The organism is Achromobacter denitrificans NBRC 15125, from assembly GCF_001571365.1.
Classification (GTDB): domain Bacteria; phylum Pseudomonadota; class Gammaproteobacteria; order Burkholderiales; family Burkholderiaceae_B; genus Achromobacter; species Achromobacter denitrificans.
Genome location: NZ_BCTQ01000044.1, coordinates 1 through 16,811, shown reverse-complemented (window position 1 = coordinate 16,811; position 16,811 = coordinate 1). Strand labels below are relative to the sequence as shown.

The window sequence follows — 16,811 nt, the reverse complement described above, 5'->3', positions numbered from 1 at the left end:
GCGGGCCGCCTCAGGCAAGCCAGGCGGCCGCCAGCAGCGGCATCGCCGCCACCGCCAGCCCGATCCAGGCGCGCCGCGCGGAACGCACCGCGAACACCCAGACCACCGCGCCCGCATACACGAGGAAACTGGCCATCATGCCGGTGAAGACGGCCTCGGTGCGCGCCAGCGGCAGCGCCAGCGCGGCGACGGAGGCCAGCGCCGCGAGCGCGTATCCGCCGCAAAGGGCCGCCGCGATCCGGGAGATCAAGGGGAAAGGGATTGGGCGGCCGGCTGCCACGCGCTCGGCCTCCTACTTGGCGGGCGCGGCCGCGGGGCCGGCGGGGAACGGCGCCGCGCCGTCGGCCTTGACGAAGCTCAGCGTGGTCACGTAGTTGATGCCGTCATATTTCTCGGCGCCGGAAGCGCCCGCGCGTTCGCCCGGGTTGCGGTCGATGTGGCTGGTCTCGATGACGTATTGCCCCTTCCACGGCAGGTCGAAGCGGACCTTGCCCTGCTCGTCGGCATGGGCCTCCTTGCCCCAGCCGGACTGCACGGCGATGGCGACCTTGGCCTTGGGCAGCGGCTGGCCCTTGAGCAGGACCTGGAACTCGCCGGCCGTGCCGGTGGGCACCAGGTCCAGCGCGAGCTTCGGCTGCTGCGCGGCGAAGCCGGTGACGTAGCGGGCCGCCGGCCAGACCCAGCTGGTGATGTCCTTGTCGCCCTGCTTGAAGGTGCGCAGCGGGAACACGGGATCCTCGACGGCGATGCTCTGGCCCGGCGCCGCGCCCGACGACAGCCCGAAGCCGTCGGCGCGCTTGGTGATGGTCAGCGGCGATTCGCCCTTGGCGGAGATCAGCGTGGCCGCCGGTTTGCCGAAATGGTCCAGCAGGCCGGGCGAGGTTTCGCGCAGGTTCTCGGCGAACTCGCCGAAGCGCAGTACCGCGGCCTTGCCGTCGGCCTGTTCCAGCCAGGCCTGGTGCGCGTGCGCCGTCGAGGCCAGGCCCAGGGCGGCGGCCAGCAGGATGAGGGTTTTCTTCATTCAAGTCTCCAGAGAGGGAAAGGATCAGAATTCGACGCTGGCGGACAGCAGGAACGTGCGCGGCGCGCCCAGGCCGTTGCCGAGGCCGCCGGCCCAGTACGCCTTGTTGGTCAGGTTCAGCACGTTGGCCCGCAGCGTGACCGGATGATCGGCGACCGTCGCGCGATAGCGCGCGCCGACGTCGTAGACGGTGCGGCCCGGCACCGACAGCGCGTTGTCGGCGCTCACGTACTGCTTGGACATCGAAACGACGTTGCCGGTGAGCGTCAGGCCCTGCAGCGCGGGCACGTCCCACTCCACGCCCAGCTTGCCCTGCCAGGCGGGCACGCCGGTGGCCGAAAGCCCCTGGTTCACGCCGCCGGCCGTCTTGGTCAGCTTGGCCTGCGTATAGGAAACGCCGCCCAGCAGCCGCAGTTCGGGCATCAGTTCCCCGAAGAAGCCGAATTCCAGTCCGCGGTTGCGCTGCTCTCCGCCGAAGGAATACACATTGGTGAACGGATCCGTATAGGCGCTGGGCCGTTCGATCTGGAATGCGCTGACGGTGCCGGCGAAGCTGCCCAGGTCGACCTTGAAGCCGACCTCGCGCTGCTTGGTCTTGTAGGGCGGGAAGACCTGGCCCGCGTTGACCGCGGTCACGGGCGCGGTCGCGCCCTGGCTCAGGCCTTCGATGTAGTTGCCGTAGAGCGAAAGCCGGTCGGTGGCCTTGACGAGCAGCGCGAACGCGGGCGTGTTGGCGCCGGCGTCGTAGCGCGCCGTCCGCTCGCCGGTTGCCGGGTTGAACGTGTCGCTGACCACGTTCTGGCGACGCACGCCCGCGGTGAACAGGACCCGGTCGTCGGCGAACGACAAGGTATCGGCAATGCCGTAGCTGGTGGTGCGCAGTTCGGCCGTCTTGGGCAGGGTGGCATGCCGGAAGCTGGTGTCCACGGCGGGTCCCCAGACCGGGTCGTAGATGTTGGTGACCCAGTCCTTCGCCAGCATGTTGCGCTGGAAGCCGAATTTGTAGTCGTGCTGGTAGTAGGTGCCGGTCAACGCCAGTTCGTGGCCCACGCCCAGCGTCCTGAAGCGCGCCCGGGTGCCGATCTCCGCGGAATTCTTGGAAAGCTGGATGCGCTGGAAGGAGAAGTTGTTGCGGTAGTCGCCGCGCTCGTTGAAGATGGTGTTGGTCGAAGAAGCCAACGACTGGAAATCGGTTTCGCTGTGCCCCCAGGCGGCGTAGGCGGTGAGGTTATCGGCGATGTCCACCTCGCCGCGCAACATGATGGCGTCGTCCTTGGTATTGGTGAAGGTCCAGTCGGGGGCCAGCAAGGTGTCGGCCTTGGGCGGCCTGGGCACGCCCAGGCCGGGCGCGAGGGAGACGCCGCGGTTCAGGCCGTTCAAGTGGTCTTCGCTGGTGTAGAAATCGGCGGACAGCCTGACGCGCTGCGTTCTCCAGTCCAGGCCCAACGCGGCAAGCTTGGTCCGCTTCGACTGGTCGTTCACGCTGGTGTCGCCGTCCCGGTAGACGCCGTTGAAGCGGATGCCGAACAGTTTCTCGTCGCCGAAGCGCTGCCCCACGTCCACGTGCACGCCGAATTGCGAATCGGAGGCGTAGGTGCCGGTGACGCGCGCCAGCGGTTTGTCGCCGGCCCGCTTGGGCACGACGTTGACGCTGCCGCCGACCGACCCGCCCGGCGGCATGCCGTTCAGCAGCGCGGAAGGTCCTTTGAGCACTTCGACGCGCTCGGCCAGTTCGGCCGTCGCGCGGTAGTACGGGATCATGCCGTAGAGCCCGTTGTAGGCGATGTCGTTGGCCGAAACGCCGAAGCCGCGCAGATTGAAGTACTCCGTGATCATCCCCGTGCTGCCGTTGAGGTAGACGGAAGGATCGGTCAGGCCGATCACGCGGTAGACGTCCTGCGCCTGAATGTCCTGGATGTAGTCTTCGGTGTAGACAATGGTGCTGAAAGGCGTCTCCATGAAGTCCTTCTCGCCCAGCAACCCCACGCGTCCGCCGGTGGCCACCTGGCCGCCGGCATAGGCCGGCGGCAGCTCGCCCGCTCCGCGGCCGGTCACGGTGATGGCCGGCAGCGCGGCGACGCTTCCTTCCGTGCTCGGCGCAGCCGGCATCCGGCGCAGCGTGTACTCGCCCTGCCCCTCGCGCTCGGCTTGCAGGCCCGTTCCCGCCAGCAGCAAATCCAGCGCCTCGGCCGCCGTATGGCTGCCGCTCAGCCCGCCGCTGCGCAGGCCCGCGGTCAGGCTCGCGTTGACGGAAATCGACACCCCGGCCTGACGGCCGTAGCGGCTCAGCGCCTGGTCGAGCGTGCCGGCCGGAATGTCGAAACGGCGCAGCGCCCCGGCGGCCTCGCCGGCCTGCGCATGGACGGGCGCGGGCGCCGCCATGCCCGCCAATCCCAGGGCGGCGCACAGCAGGACGGAGGCGAACGGAACGAGAGGCGGCGGCGAGGCGTGACCCAGGGCCATGGACGGATTCCTTGATGCTTGTTGATGGTCAGAAGCACCGCAGAACATCCCTTGCGAGGCGCAGTCAGGCTCGGCTTCCACAGAGGAGGCCGCAGCAGACCGAAAAACCTGCCGCTTATTTTGTTACTGAATATTTAGGCCCGGCATCGCCGCTCATCGCGGCCCGACAGTGACCCAATACCGCGTATAGCGGCTGACGCGCACCGGCAGCCTGCGCGCCAGCGCATCCAGGATGCGGTCCGTGGCGTCCGGGCCGTCCAGCGGCCAGGCGCCGGTGATGCGGAGGTCCGCCACTTGAGGCACGCATCGCAGCCTTCCCGGCCGGTAACGGCCCAGATCGGCCAGCAAATCCGCCAGCCGCATGCCCTCGGCGCTGAACGTGCCGTCGACCCAGCTATGGCCGGCCTCGTCCAGCGGCGCGGGCGCGTGGATGCGCTTGCGCGTGAACCGCGCCTGCTGCCCCGCCATCACCAGCGCGGTCTCGCCGTCGGGCCGGCCATCCGCGTAGATGCGGACGGCGCCCTCGATGACCGCCAGCCGTGTCGGACTGCAATCCGCCTCGTCGGCGACATGGCGCACGGTGAAGCGCGTGCCCAGCGGCACGAGCGTGCCCGCCGGGCTCTCGACCACCAGCGGACGGCCCAGGGCGTCGGCCGCGGTGGCGACCAGGATCTCCCCTTCGCGCAGCACGATGCGCCGCTCGCCGGCGCTGAACCGCAGGTCGACCGCCGTCGCGGTGTTCAATTGCAGGTGCGTTCCGTCTTCCAGGACCAGGCTGCGGCGTTCGCCCGTGCCGGTGCGCAGGTCGGCCAGCGCGCCGGCGAGCTGGCCGCGCCACGGCAGCTGCGCTTGCGCGAGATAGAACGCCGTACCGCCCAGGCCGGCCCAGGCCAGCGTCTTGAGCGCGCGCCGCCGGCCGGAGGCGGACGCGGCTTGCGTCAGCGCGGCGTGCGCCGCCGCCGGCGCCTGGCGCGCCGCGCCGCCTTGCAGCCGGCCCCCCATGGCTTCGAACCGCGACCAGGCCGCGGCATGCGTCGCGCTTTCCGCGCGCCAGCGAACGAGCGCGGCGTGGTCCTGCGCGGTCGCGGCGCCGGACGCCAGCAGCACATACCACTGGATGGCGGCATCCACCACGTCTTCGGGAATGGAAGGCCCGGCCGCGGCCGGGCCGGCCTGGGGACGGACGGAGGCGGCGCTCACGCCGCCGCCCGCGCGGCCGGCGCGCAATGACCCGCGGTCCTAGGCATAGAGCGCCTTGTAGCAGTGCGCCACGGCGCGCGTCATCGCCTTCTGCACGACGTTCACGCTCAGCGCCAGCTTCTGGGCGATCTGCGTATACGTGTAGCCCTCGATCTGCGAATACAGGAATATTTCCCGGACCCGCTCGGGCAGTCCGTCGATCAGGCGGGCGATCTCTTCCAGCGTTTCGAGTATGAGCGCCCGTTCCTCGGGCGAGGGCGCCAGCGGCTCGGGCTGCGCCTTCAGCGCATCGAGCCAGGCCTGCTCCAGCGTGCGCCGCCGCCAGTGACTCACGACCAGCCCGTTGGCGATGGTCGCGAGATAGGCCCGCGGTTCCTGGATGGCGTCCCGCTGGCGCCTGCCCAGGATACGCACGAAGGTGTCGTGCGCGAGGTCCGCGGCCTCGGTGGCATTGCCCAGCTTGCGGCGCAGCCACCCCTGCAGCCATCCGTGATGGTCGGAGTACAGCGTTTCGACGATCGAAGAAGAGGATTGCTCAGTCACTGCCCACCACCCCGCCATTGCGGACGCAAATGCTAAATATAAATAAGAACTATTAGCAATGGTAAGCGATGGAGGGCCAAACCTCAAGGCCGCCCCGGCCAGCGCCGGCTCAGCGCAGCCCGCAGGCCGGCTTCAGCAGCACTTCCAGCCAGTCGGCGAATACCTGGACGCGACGCGAAGGCGGCCGCCGTTGCGGGTAAAGCAAGGTCATCGGCATGGGCGCGGGTCGATGGCCGGGCATCACTTCCACCAGTTCGCCGGCGGCGATCTGCGCCTGCACGTCGTAGGCGGGGATCTGGATCAGGCCCAGTCCGGCCACGCAGCACGCGATGTAGGCCTCCGCGCTATTGACCGTGACGCGACCGCGCAGCGGCTGGCTGCGCGTCGCGCCGCCCTCCCGCCATTCCCACGGCGCCGGCCGTCCGGTGGTGGGCGAGGCATAGTTGACGCAACCGTGCCCCGCCAGGTCCGCCGGCGTTGCCGGCACGCCGTGGCGGGCCAGGTAGGACGGGCTGGCGACGTTGATGAGCGGCAACATGCCGATGGGCCGCGCCACCAGGCCGGAGTCCGGCAGAGCGCCCACCCGCAGCACGCAGTCCACCCCTTCCTCGATGAGATTGACGGCGCGGTCGGTGACGCCGAGCGCGATGTCGATCTGCGGATACGCTTCCAGGAACTCCGGCAGCGCCGGCGCGACGATCAGGCGGCCCACGCGCCCCGGCACGTCGACGCGCAAGGTGCCGCTCGGCCCGCCCGCGGCGTGGCGGAAGAGATTCTCGGCCTCTTCCATGTCGGCGATCAGGCGCAAGCAGCGTTCATAGAACGCCGCGCCTTCCTGCGTCGGCGCGACCTGGCGCGTGGTGCGGTTCAGCAGCCTCGCGCCCAGCCGGCCCTCAAGCTCCTGGACGGCGGCGGACACCGTCGAGCGCGGCAGCGCCAGCGTGTCCGCGGCGCGGGAAAAATTCGCGCATTCGACGACGCGGGCGTAGACCCGGAACAGGTCGATGCGATCCATGGGCGGCGCTCCGGCGCGGGCGGGGCCGCGCATTTTATTGTTCGTATTTTCTGGATGGATATACCAGGATTATCGGTTTTATCCCGATTTTCTGGAATATATCATCGTCCGCAGAGGGCTTGCATCGGGCGGCCCGGACAGCGGAGACGGACATGGCAGACCATGGCATCAAAGGCAAAACGGCCATCATCGCGGGCGGCGCGAAAAACCTGGGCGGCCTGATCGCGCGGGATCTCGCGCAGCAAGGGGCCCGCGCGGTGGCGATCCACTACAACAGCCCCGGCTCCCGGGAAGACGCGCAGGCCACGGTGGCGGCCGTCCAGGCCGCGGGCGCGCAAGCGGTGGCGCTCCAGGCCGACCTGAGCACGGCGGGCGCGATGGAACGGCTGTTCGCCGACGCCGTCGCCGCGGTGGGCAGGCCGGACATCGCGATCAACACCGTCGGCAAGGTGCTGAAAAAGCCCTTCACCGAAATCACCGAGGCGGAGTACGACGAGATGGCGGCGGTGAACGCCAAGTCCGCCTTCTTCTTCCTGCGCGAAGCGGGCCGGCACGTCAACGATAACGGCAAGATCTGCACCCTGGTGACCTCGCTGCTGGGCGCCTACACGCCCTTCTACGCCGCCTACGCCGGCACCAAGGCGCCGGTCGAACACTACACGCGCGCGGCCTCCAAGGAGTTCGGCGCCCGCGGCATTTCGGTGACGGCGGTGGGCCCCGGCCCCATGGACACGCCATTCTTCTATCCGGCCGAAGGCGCCGATGCCGTGGCTTACCACAAGACCGCGGCCGCCCTGTCGCCGTTCTCGAAGACCGGGCTGACCGATATCGAGGACGTGGTGCCCTTCATCCGCTTCCTGGTGTCGGACGGCTGGTGGATCACGGGCCAGACGATGCTGATCAACGGCGGCTACACCACCAAATAGGAGCGAACGCCATGCACGTCCTGTGGACCATCGTCGGAGGCCTGTTGCTGCTGGCCGTGTTCGCGCTGTTCGGCAGGCAATGGGGCGGCGATGCCGCCGGCTCGATTGCCGCCGCCAAGCTGTTCCTGCCCGCATGGTTGCTGATGGCCATCGTCAACATGTGGGTCGGCGTCACGCGCGCCGGCTACACGGTGCGCGAGGAACTGCCGATCCTGCTGCTGGTGTTCGCGGTGCCCGCGGCAGCGGCGTGGCTGCTCGTCGCGTTCCTGCCGCGCGCGTGAATCGGCGCCGGCGTTGATCGCGTTCGGGCGGATGCGCCGTCGCGCATCCGTCCGGCGGCACCTCAGGGCTGCGCGGGCGGCGCGCCCGCGGGCTGATTGTCCGCGCGCGCCTGCGCCCCGGCCGGAGGCAGCCCGTCCCAGCCGCCGCCCAGCGCCACGATCAGGTTCACGCTGGCGGTCAGGCGGCTGCCCAGCAGGCTCAACGCGTTGCGCTCGCTGTTGAGGGCGGTGGCATCCACCACGGCCACGCTCAGGTAGTCCACCAGGCCGGCCTTGTACTGGTTCTGGATCAGCCGCAACGACTCGCGCGCGGCTTCGAGCGCGCGGCGCTGCACCGTCTGTTCGTTCTCCATGACGCGCAGCTGGATCAGGTAGTCCTCGACCTCGCGCAGGCCGGTCAGGGCCGCCTGGCGGTAGGCCGCGGCCTGCGAATCGTAGGACGCGCGCGCCTGTTCGACCTGGGCCTCGCGCGCGCCGCCGTCGAAAATCGTCAGCGCCAGCGCCGGCCCCAGCGACCAGAAACGCGCCGGCGCGGTCAGCAGCTCGGCGAACTGGCCGTTGCGGAATCCGCCGTCGGCCGACAGCGTCAGGGTGGGGAACCAGGCGGCCTGCGCCACGCCGATCTGCGCGTTGGCCGCCGCCGCGCGGCGTTCGGCCGCCGCCACGTCGGGGCGGCGCTCCAGCAGTTCGGACGGCAGGCCCACCGGGATCTGCGGCAGGCGCAGCGCGAAGGCCTCGGGCGGCAAGCTGAACTGGGAAGGCGCCTGGCCCATGAGCACGGCGATGGCGTGTTCGAGCTGGCCGCGCTGCCAGTCCAGGTCGATGGACTGCGCGCGCGTGCTTTCCACCTGCGTGCGCGCCACGGCCACGTCGGCCTGGCCCGCCACGCCCACGGCATAGCGGTTCTGCGTCAGCTGCAGGGACTTTTCATACGCCGCCACGGTGGCGTCCAGCAGGCGCTTCTGCTCGTCCAGCACCCGCAGTTGCAGGTAGGACTGCACCAGCGCGGCCTGCGCGCTCAGGCGCGTGGCGCCCAGGTCGGCCAGGCTGGCCGCGGCGCTGGCCTCCGAGGACTCGACGTTGCGGCGCACCCGGCCCCAGAGATCCACTTCCCAGCTGACGTTGCCCGTGAGCGAATACTGGTTCGATACGTTGCTGCCCGACCCGCCGGACGAGCCGCTCTGTCCGCCGCCGGTGCCCGCGCGGGTCATGCCGGCGCCCGCGCCCACCGTGGGGAAGAAGCCGGCGCGCGCGCCGCGCACCAGCCCCAGCGCCTGGCGGTAATTGGCCTCGGCTTGCGCGATGGTCTGGTTCGAGGCGTTCAGGCGCGTCACCAGGCCGTCCAGCGTGGCGTCGTCGTAGACCCGCCACCACTCGCCGCGGTCGGCCTCGTCGCGCGGCCGCGCGGGCTTCCAGCCCTCCACTTCGCCCTGCCCTTCCTTGTAGGCCGCGCCCACGTCCAGCGTCGGCCGCTGGTAGTCGGGGCCGACCGCGCAGGCGCCCAGCAGCGCGGACAGCGCCGCCACGGCGGCGACGCGAGGAAGGAAGGCGTTCGGGAAATACTTGGCGTTGCGCATCATATTTGTTCTATGGAAGCGGCGGATCCGTTCCCGCGGGCGCGCCCGCGCGCGGCCCACAGGCGGAATCGGTCCAGGTAAAGATAGACCACGGGCGTGGTGTACAGCGTGAGGATCTGGCTCAGGACCAGGCCGCCCACGATGGTAATGCCTAGCGGCTGGCGCATTTCGACGCCGGCGCCGGTGGCCAGCACCAGCGGCAGCGCGCCGAAGATCGCGGCCATGGTGGTCATCATGATCGGGCGAAAGCGCGTCAGGCACGCCTGGAAGATGGCTTCGCGCGGGCTCATGCCCTGCCCGCGCTCGGCTTCCAGCGCGAAGTCCACCATCATGATGGCGTTCTTCTTGACGATGCCGATCAGCAGGAACACCCCGATCAGCGCGATCAGCGTGAAGTCGTAGCGCACCAATAGCAGCGCCAGCAGCGCGCCCAGGCCGGCCGAGGGCAAAGTCGACAGGATGGTGAGCGGATGCACGAAGCTCTCGTACAGGATGCCCAGCACGATGTACATCGTGACCAGCGCCGCCAGGATCAGCCAGGGCTGCTGCGCCAGGGTCTGCTGCAGGGCCGCGGCCGTGCCCTGGAAGCCGGCCTGGATCTGGTCCGAAGGCAGGCCGATGCGCGCCACCGCGGCGTCGATGGCGCTGGTGGCCTGGCCCAGCGAGACGCCGGGCGCCAGGCTGAACGAGACCGTATCGGCCACGAACAGGCCCTGGTGCTGCACGCTGAGCGGCGCGTTCGCGTTCTCCAGCCGCGTGAACGCCGAGAGCGGCACGCGCGCGCCCGCCGCGGTGATGACCTCGACCTGCCGGAGCGATTCGATGTCCTCGGCGAACTTCGGATCCACGCCCAGGACCACGTGGTACTGGTTGAGCGGCCCGTACATCACCGACACCTGCCGCTGGCTGAAGGAATTGTTGAGCACGGTGGAGATGGTGGACATGCTCACGCCCAGCCGGGTCGCGGCCTCGCGGTCGATCACCAGGTTGATCTGGCGGCCCTTGTCCTCCACGTCGGTATCCACGTCCGTGATCTCGGGAATCTTCGCCATCGCCTGCTGCACCTTGGGCATCCAGGCGCGCAGCAATTGCAGGTCGCCCGACATCAGGGTGTAGTCGTACGAGCCCTGGCTCTGGCGCCCGCCGATGCGGATGTCCTGCTGCGATACCAGGAACATGCGCGCGCCCGGCATGTTCTGCAGCTTTCCGCGCAGCCGGTTGATGACCACCTCGGCCGACACCTTGCGCTCTTCCAGCGGCTTGAGCTGGATCTGCATGAAGCTGCTGTTGCTGCCGCCGCGCCCGCCGGCGTAGCCCGTCATGCTCTGCACCGCCGGATCCGCCAGCACGACCTTGCGCAACGCGTCCAGCTTGGGCACGGTGGCCTGGAAGGACGTGCCCTGGTCGACGCGGAAAAAGCCCAGCAGCTGGCCCGTGTCCTGCTGCGGGAAGAAGCCCTTGGGCACGACGGTGTACAGGTAGACGTTCAGGCCCACGGCGATCGCCAGCGTCAGCATCATGAGGCGGCCGTGGTCCAGCGCCCAGTGCAGCGAGCGGCGGTAGCCGCCCAGCATGGCCTCGAAGCCGCGTTCCGACCAGCGCGCCAGCCTGCCAGGCGGCCGCGCATCCTCGGGCTCGTTGCGCAGCAGGCGCGCGCACATCATCGGCGTGAGCGTCAGCGACACCACCAGCGACACCAGGATCGCGGCCGACAGCGTCACCGCGAACTCGCGGAACAGGCGGCCTACCACCCCGCCCATCAGCAGGATGGGAATGAACACCGCCACCAACGACAGGCTCATCGACAGCACGGTGAAGCCCACTTCGCGCGAGCCGCGCAACGCCGCGCGCATGGGCGACATGCCGCGCTCGACGTGGCGCATGATGTTTTCGAGCACCACGATGGCGTCGTCCACCACGAAGCCCGTGGCCACGATCAGCGCCATCAGCGAAATGGTGTTCAGCGTGAAGCCGCAGAGATACATGATGCAGAAGGTGCCGATCAGCGACACCGGCACCGCCACGCTGGGGATGATCGCCGCGCGCCATCGCCGCAGGAACAGCAGCACCACCAGCACCACCAGGCCCACCGCGATGATCAGCGTCAGCTCCGCCTCGTGCAGCGAGGCCCGGATGCTGGGCGTGCGGTCCTGCGCCACCGTCATGTTCACGTCCGCCGGCATCAGCGCCTGCAGGACAGGCAGCTGCGCGCGCACCGCGTCCACCGTCTCGATGATGTTGGCGTCGGCCTGGCGCCGCACGATCATCAGGATGGCCTTGCGGTCGTTGAAGAAGCCGGTCTGGTACAGGTCCTCGACCGAATCCTCCACGCGGGCCACGTCCGAGACCCGCACGGGCGCGCCGTCGCGCCAGGCCACGATCAGCGGCCGGTACTGCTCGGCGCGGCTGAGCTGGTCGCTGACCATGATCTGCCAGTGGTAGCGGTCGTTCTCCAGCACGCCCTTGGGGCGGTTGGCGTTGGCATTGGCCAGGGTGGCGCGCAGCTCGTCCAGCGACACCCCGCGGTTGGCCAGCGCGCCGGGCAGCACGGTGACGCGCACGGCTGGCAGCGAACTGCCGCCCACCGTCACCTCGCCCACCCCGTCCACCTGCGATAGCTTCTGCGCCACGATGGTCGAGGCGATGTCGTAGAGCTGGCCCTGGCTGAGCGTGTCGGAGGTCAGCGCCAGCGTCATGATGGGCGCGTCCGAGGGATTGGACTTGTGGTACGTGGGATTGCTGCGCAGCCCGGTCGGCAGCAGCGAGCGCGCCGCGTTGATCGCGGCCTGCACGTCGCGGGCGGCGCCGTTGATGTCGCGGGAAAGATCGAACTGCAGCGTGATGCGGGTCGAGCCCTGCGAGCTGCTGGAGGTCATTTCGGTCACGCCGGCGATGCTGCCCAGCGACCGCTCCAGCGGCGTGGCCACGCTGGACGCCATGGTCTCGGGGCTGGCGCCGGGCAGGCTGGCCGAGACCGAAATGGTGGGGATGTCCACCTGCGGCAGCGGCGCCACGGGCAGCAGGAAGAAAGACAGCAGGCCTGCCAGCACGACCGCCAGGCTCAGCAGCGTAGTCGCCACCGGCCGGACGATGAAGGGCGCCGACAGGATCATGACGCATCCTCCGCCGAGGCGGCGCGCGCGCCGCGCCAGCGGCGCGACATGCGGTCGAACATCAGGTAGATGACAGGCGTGGTGAACAGCGTCAGCACCTGCGACAGCAGCAGCCCGCCCACCATCACCAGGCCCAGCGGCTGGCGCAGCTCGGCGCCCGTGCCGGTCGACAGCATCAGCGGCAGCGCGCCGAACAGCGCGGCCAGCGTCGTCATCAGGATGGGACGGAAGCGCAGCAGCGCCGCCTCATGGATGGCCGCCCGCGGGCTCAGGCCCCGCTTGCGCTCCGCGTCCAGCGCGAAATCGATCATCATGATGGCGTTCTTCTTCACGATGCCGATCAGCAGGATGATCCCGATGATGCCGATCATGTCGAGCTCGGTGCCGCTGATGAGCAGCGCCAGCAGCGCGCCCACCCCGGCCGAGGGCAGCGTCGACAGGATGGTGATCGGGTGGATATAGCTTTCGTACAGCACGCCCAGCACGATGTACATCGTGACCACGGCGGCCAGGATCAGCCACAGCGTGCTGGACAGCGAATTCTGGAACGCCAGCGCCGCGCCCTGGAAGCGCGTTTCGACGCTCGCGGGCAGGCCGATCTCGGCCTCGGCCGCCACGATGGACTCGACCGCGCCGGACAGCGAGGCGCCCGGGGCCAGGTTGAAGGACACCGTCACCATGGGGAACTGGTCCAGCCGGTTCACGGCCAGCACGGTCTTGCCCTCTGTGATGTGCGCCACGGACGACAGCGGCACCTGGCCGCCCGCCGAGGTGGGGATGTGGATCTGCCCCAGCGAGGCCGGCGTCATCTGGAACTGCGGCTGCACTTCCAGCACCACGCGGTACTGGTTGGACTGGGTGAAGATCGTGGAGATCAGACGCTGGCCGAAGGCGTTGTACAGCGCCTCGTCGATCACCGCCGCCGTGATGCCCAGGCGCGAGGCCGCGTCGCGGTCGATCTCGACCCAGGTCTGGAGGCCGTCGTCCTGCAGGTCGTCGGTCACGTCCTTCAGCCCCGGCACCTGGCGCAGCCGGTCCACCAGCTTGGGCGTCCACTCGCTCAGCACTTTCAGGTCGGGATTGGACAGCGTCATCTGGTACTGCGTGCGGCTCACGCGATCCTCGATGGTGAGGTCCTGCACCGGCTGCATGTACACCGTGAGGCCGTCCTGCCTGGCCAGGGCCTGGTCCAGGCGCGCCATCACCGTGCGCAGGTCGCCGTCGCGCTCGGCGTGCGGCTTGAGCGCGATCTGCAGGCGTCCCGCGCTGAGCGTGGCGTTGCTGCCGTCCACGCCGATGAACGAGGACACGGCCTCCACGTCGGGGTCCTCCAGCACCAGGCGCGCGACCGCCTGCTGGCGCTCGGCCATCGCCTTGAACGAAATGGATTGCGGCGCCTGGGTGATCGCCTGGATCAGGCCGGTGTCCTGCTGCGGGAAGAAGCCCTTGGGAATCGCCAGGTACAGCACCACCGTCAGCGCGAAGGTGCCCAGCGCCACCAGCAGGGTCAGCGGCTGGTGGCGCAGCACCACCTGCAGCCAGCGGTCGTAGCCCGCGATGACCCGGTCGATGAAGGCGCCGGTGGCCTGGTGGAAGCGCCCGTGCTTCTGTTCGGACTCGGCGCGCAACAGGCGCGCGCACATCATGGGCGTGAGCGTCAGCGACACCACCAGCGAAATCAGGATGGACACCGCCAGCGTGATGGCGAATTCGCGGAACAGCCGCCCTACCACCTCCGTCATGAAGAGCAGCGGGATCAGCACGGCGATCAGCGAGAACGTCAGCGAGATCAGGGTGAAGCCGATCTGTTCGGCGCCCTTCAACGCCGCCTGCAGGGGCGTCTCGCCTTCTTCGATGTGGCGGGCGATGTTCTCGATCATGACGATGGCGTCGTCCACCACGAAGCCGGTGGCGATCGTCAGCGCCATCAGGGTCAGGTTGTTGATGGAGAAGCCGGCCAGGTACATGATGCCGAAGGTGCCCACCAGCGACAGCGGCACCACCACGCTGGGGATCAGGGTGGCCGTCAGGCTGCGCAGGAACACGAAGGTCACCATGACCACCAGCGCCACGGCCAGCAGCATCTCGAACTGCACGTCGGCGACCGAATCGCGGATGGTCTGGGTGCGGTCGGACACCACGGTCACGTCCAGGGTAGCCGGCAAGGCGGCGCGCAGCTGCGGCAGCAGCGCCTGGATCCGGTTGACCACATCGATCACGTTGGCGCCCGGCTGGCGCTGGATGTTGAGCAGGATCGCGGGCTTGTCGCCGGCCCAGGCGGCCTGGCGGGTGTCTTCGGCGCCCTCGACCGCGCGCGCCACGTCGGACAGGCGCAGCGGCGCGTTGTTCTTGTACGCGACGATCAGGTCGTTGTAGTCGGTCGGGGTCTTGAGCTGGTCGTTGGCGTTGATGGTGGTCGAGCGCAGGGGACCGTCCAGGTTGCCCTTGGGCTGGTTCACGTTGGCGCCGACGATGGCGGTGCGCAGGTCCGACAGCGACAGGCCGTTGGCCGCCAGCGCCTGCGGGTTGACCTGCACCCGCACCGCGGGCCGCTGCCCGCCCGCCACGCTGACCAGGCCCACGCCCGGGATCTGCGAGAGCTTCTGCGCCACCCGCGTGTCCACCAGGTCGCGCACCTGCGGCAGCGGCATGGTGGGGGAGGTGATGGCCAGCGTCAGCACCGCCGCGTCCGCCGGGTTCACCTTGTTGTAGGTGGGCGGCACCGGCAGGTCGGTGGGCAGCAGGTTCGAGGCCGCGTTGATGGCCGCCTGCACCTGCTGCTCCGCCACGTCCAGCGGCAGGCTCAGGTTGAACTGCATCGTGATGACCGACGCGCCGCCCGAACTGGTGGACGACATCTGGTTCAGGCCCGGCATCTGCCCGAACTGGCGCTCCAGCGGCGAGGTGACCAGCGAAGTCATCACGTCGGGGCTGGCGCCGGGATACAGCGTCACGACCTGGATGGTCGGGTAGTCCACTTCCGGCAGCGCCGAAACGGGCAGCAGCCGGTAGGCGATGAAGCCGGCGATCAGGATGGCCACCATCGACAGGGTGGTGGCCACCGGACGCAGAATGAACAGGCGCGACGGGCTCACGGCGTTTCCTGGCTTACTTCGACGGCGGCGTGGTGCCGGCCGGGGCGCCGGCGCCCAGCGTCTTGTCGCGGGTGGCGGGAATCACGTCGCCGCCGCCCACCACTTCCACCTTGGCGCCCGCGCGCAGGCGGTCGGTGCCTTCGACGACCACGCGGTCGCCGGGCTGCAGGCCCTCGTTGACGGCGACCATGCCGTTGTTGATCGCGCCCAGCTTCACCTGGCGCACCTGGACCGTGTTGTCGGGCTGCACCAGGAACACGAAGGCCCCGGCCGAGCCCTGCTGGATCGCGGCCGTGGGGATGGCGGTGACGTCCTTGCGCGTCAGCACGTGCAGGCGCACGTTGACGAACTGGTTCGGAAAGAGCGCGTCGTCCGCGTTGTCGAAACGGGCCTTCAGCTTGAGGGTGCCGGTGGTCACGTCGATCTGGTTGTCCAACGTTTCCAGCTCGCCGGTGGCGATGCGCCGGGTGTCGGCCCGGTCGTAGGCGTCCACGGCCAGTGTCTTGCCCGCGGCGATCTCGGCGCGCACCTCGGGCAGCTGGGTTTCGGGCAGGGTGAAGACCACGGAAATCGGCTGGGTCTGGGTAATCACCACCAGTCCGTTCGTATCGGAGCTGGACACCAGGTTGCCGCGGTCCACCTGGCGCAGGCCCAGGCGGCCGCTGATCGGCGCCGTGATGCGCGCGTATTCCAGTTGCAGGCGGGCGTTGTCCACGTTGGCCTGGTCGCTCTTGACGGTACCCTCGTACTGCCGCACCAGCGCGGCCTGCGTATCGACCTGCTGCTTGGCGATCGAGTCCTGCTTGAACAGGGCCTGGTAGCGCTGCAGGTCGCGCCGCGCGTTCTCCAGCTGCGCCTGGTTCTGCATCTGGGTGCCGCGCGCCTGGTCCAGGGCCACCTGGAAGGCGCGCGGATCCACCTGGGCGAGCAGGTCGCCTGCCTTCACGCGCTGGCCTTCCTGGAAGGCAACCTCGACCAGTTCGCCGCTGACCCGGCTGCGGACGGTGACCGTGTTGTACGCGGTGACGGTGCCCAGCGATTTCAGGTAGATGTCGATGTCCTGCTGGGTGGCGGTGGCGATGCGCACCGGCACCGCCACGCTGGCCATGGCCCCCGCGGGCGGGCGGCCGCCGGGTCGCCCCCCGGGCCCGCCCGCGCCGCCCGGCTTCGCCGATGGCCGCAGGACCAGCCAGGCGATGCCCGCCGCGACTAGCAACAGCACCGCCAGGCCGACGAGACGGCGGCGGTTCCAACGGGCGGGCGGAGAGACAGGACGGCTTTCGGACATGGAACGGTTCGGGCGCTGGCGGGGAAAGCCGTATTGTCTACTAGACCGTCCCGGTTTCCAGCATCGCGGCCCGCAGTTGAAACTCGCCGCAACAGGAATCAGGGCGGTGTAGGATGGGTGGAGCGCGAGAGTTCTTAAGAAAGAACGCTATTGCTGAACGCGCGTAACCCATCGGCCGGCGCAAGCCGGCATTTGCGCTTGCCACGAAAAACGGCGGCTTGCGCCGCCTGATGGGTTACGCGCGTTCGATATTTGAGTTCTTCCTTAAGAACTCTCGCGCTTCACCCAT

Annotated in this window: 12 protein-coding genes; 2 read left to right on the top strand and 10 right to left on the bottom strand. The window is 69.2% G+C overall.

The features are described from left to right. Positions 1 to 10: 10 nt before the first annotated feature. The 6 genes from ADE01S_RS26515 to ADE01S_RS26490 form a co-directional block, all read right to left on the bottom strand. The gene (locus ADE01S_RS26515) at positions 11 to 280 is read right to left on the bottom strand and encodes a DUF3649 domain-containing protein (protein ID WP_062684760.1); all 270 of its coding nucleotides are present in this window, start codon (positions 278 to 280) and stop codon (positions 11 to 13) included. Between the two features lie 12 nt (positions 281 to 292). After that, positions 293 to 1,021 carry a DUF4198 domain-containing protein gene (locus tag ADE01S_RS26510; protein WP_062684759.1) on the bottom strand — a complete coding sequence of 243 codons (729 nt, stop codon included), beginning with the start codon at positions 1,019 to 1,021 and terminating at the stop codon, positions 293 to 295. Positions 1,022 to 1,045: 24 nt separating this feature from the next. After that, positions 1,046 to 3,484, bottom strand: a complete 2,439-nt coding sequence (locus ADE01S_RS26505) for a TonB-dependent receptor (RefSeq protein WP_062684758.1) — start codon at positions 3,482 to 3,484, stop codon at positions 1,046 to 1,048. A gap of 153 nt (positions 3,485 to 3,637) precedes the next feature. After that, positions 3,638 to 4,684 carry a FecR domain-containing protein gene (locus tag ADE01S_RS26500; RefSeq protein ID WP_167543429.1) on the bottom strand — a complete coding sequence of 349 codons (1,047 nt, stop codon included), beginning with the start codon at positions 4,682 to 4,684 and terminating at the stop codon, positions 3,638 to 3,640. 39 nt (positions 4,685 to 4,723) lie between these two features. Then, positions 4,724 to 5,227, bottom strand: a complete 504-nt coding sequence (locus ADE01S_RS26495; RefSeq protein WP_228468402.1) for a sigma-70 family RNA polymerase sigma factor — start codon at positions 5,225 to 5,227, stop codon at positions 4,724 to 4,726. Between the two features lie 109 nt (positions 5,228 to 5,336). Further along, positions 5,337 to 6,242: a LysR family transcriptional regulator gene (locus ADE01S_RS26490; protein ID WP_062684755.1), complete on the bottom strand. Its 906-nt coding sequence runs from the start codon at positions 6,240 to 6,242 to the stop codon at positions 5,337 to 5,339. A gap of 152 nt (positions 6,243 to 6,394) precedes the next feature. On the opposite strand from ADE01S_RS26490, the gene ADE01S_RS26485 reads away from it, so the two are divergent. Together ADE01S_RS26485 and ADE01S_RS26480 are read left to right on the top strand one after the other, a co-directional pair. After that, the gene (locus tag ADE01S_RS26485) at positions 6,395 to 7,168 is read left to right on the top strand and encodes an SDR family oxidoreductase (RefSeq protein WP_062684754.1); all 774 of its coding nucleotides are present in this window, start codon (positions 6,395 to 6,397) and stop codon (positions 7,166 to 7,168) included. Between the two features lie 11 nt (positions 7,169 to 7,179). Beyond that, complete coding sequence (locus ADE01S_RS26480) at positions 7,180 to 7,449, top strand: hypothetical protein (RefSeq protein ID WP_062684753.1); 270 nt, start codon at positions 7,180 to 7,182, stop codon at positions 7,447 to 7,449. 62 nt (positions 7,450 to 7,511) lie between these two features. On the opposite strand, the gene ADE01S_RS26475 is transcribed toward ADE01S_RS26480, so the two are convergent. The 4 genes from ADE01S_RS26475 to ADE01S_RS26460 are packed head-to-tail and all read right to left on the bottom strand — an operon-like array spanning position 7,512 to position 16,522. Beyond that, the gene (locus ADE01S_RS26475; protein WP_062684752.1) at positions 7,512 to 9,029 is read right to left on the bottom strand and encodes an efflux transporter outer membrane subunit; all 1,518 of its coding nucleotides are present in this window, start codon (positions 9,027 to 9,029) and stop codon (positions 7,512 to 7,514) included. Then, positions 9,026 to 12,139 (bottom strand): multidrug efflux RND transporter permease subunit, encoded by a 3,114-nt coding sequence (locus tag ADE01S_RS26470; RefSeq protein WP_062684751.1) that lies wholly within the window; start codon positions 12,137 to 12,139, stop codon positions 9,026 to 9,028. Before ADE01S_RS26470 ends, ADE01S_RS26475 begins: the two co-directional genes overlap by 4 nt. Then, positions 12,136 to 15,234: an MdtB/MuxB family multidrug efflux RND transporter permease subunit gene (locus ADE01S_RS26465; RefSeq protein ID WP_062684750.1), complete on the bottom strand. Its 3,099-nt coding sequence runs from the start codon at positions 15,232 to 15,234 to the stop codon at positions 12,136 to 12,138. Before ADE01S_RS26465 ends, ADE01S_RS26470 begins: the two co-directional genes overlap by 4 nt. Positions 15,235 to 15,247: 13 nt before the next feature. Next, positions 15,248 to 16,522, bottom strand: coding sequence for an MdtA/MuxA family multidrug efflux RND transporter periplasmic adaptor subunit (locus tag ADE01S_RS26460; RefSeq protein WP_062684749.1), 1,275 nt, complete (start codon positions 16,520 to 16,522; stop codon positions 15,248 to 15,250). Positions 16,523 to 16,811: the final 289 nt, after the last annotated feature.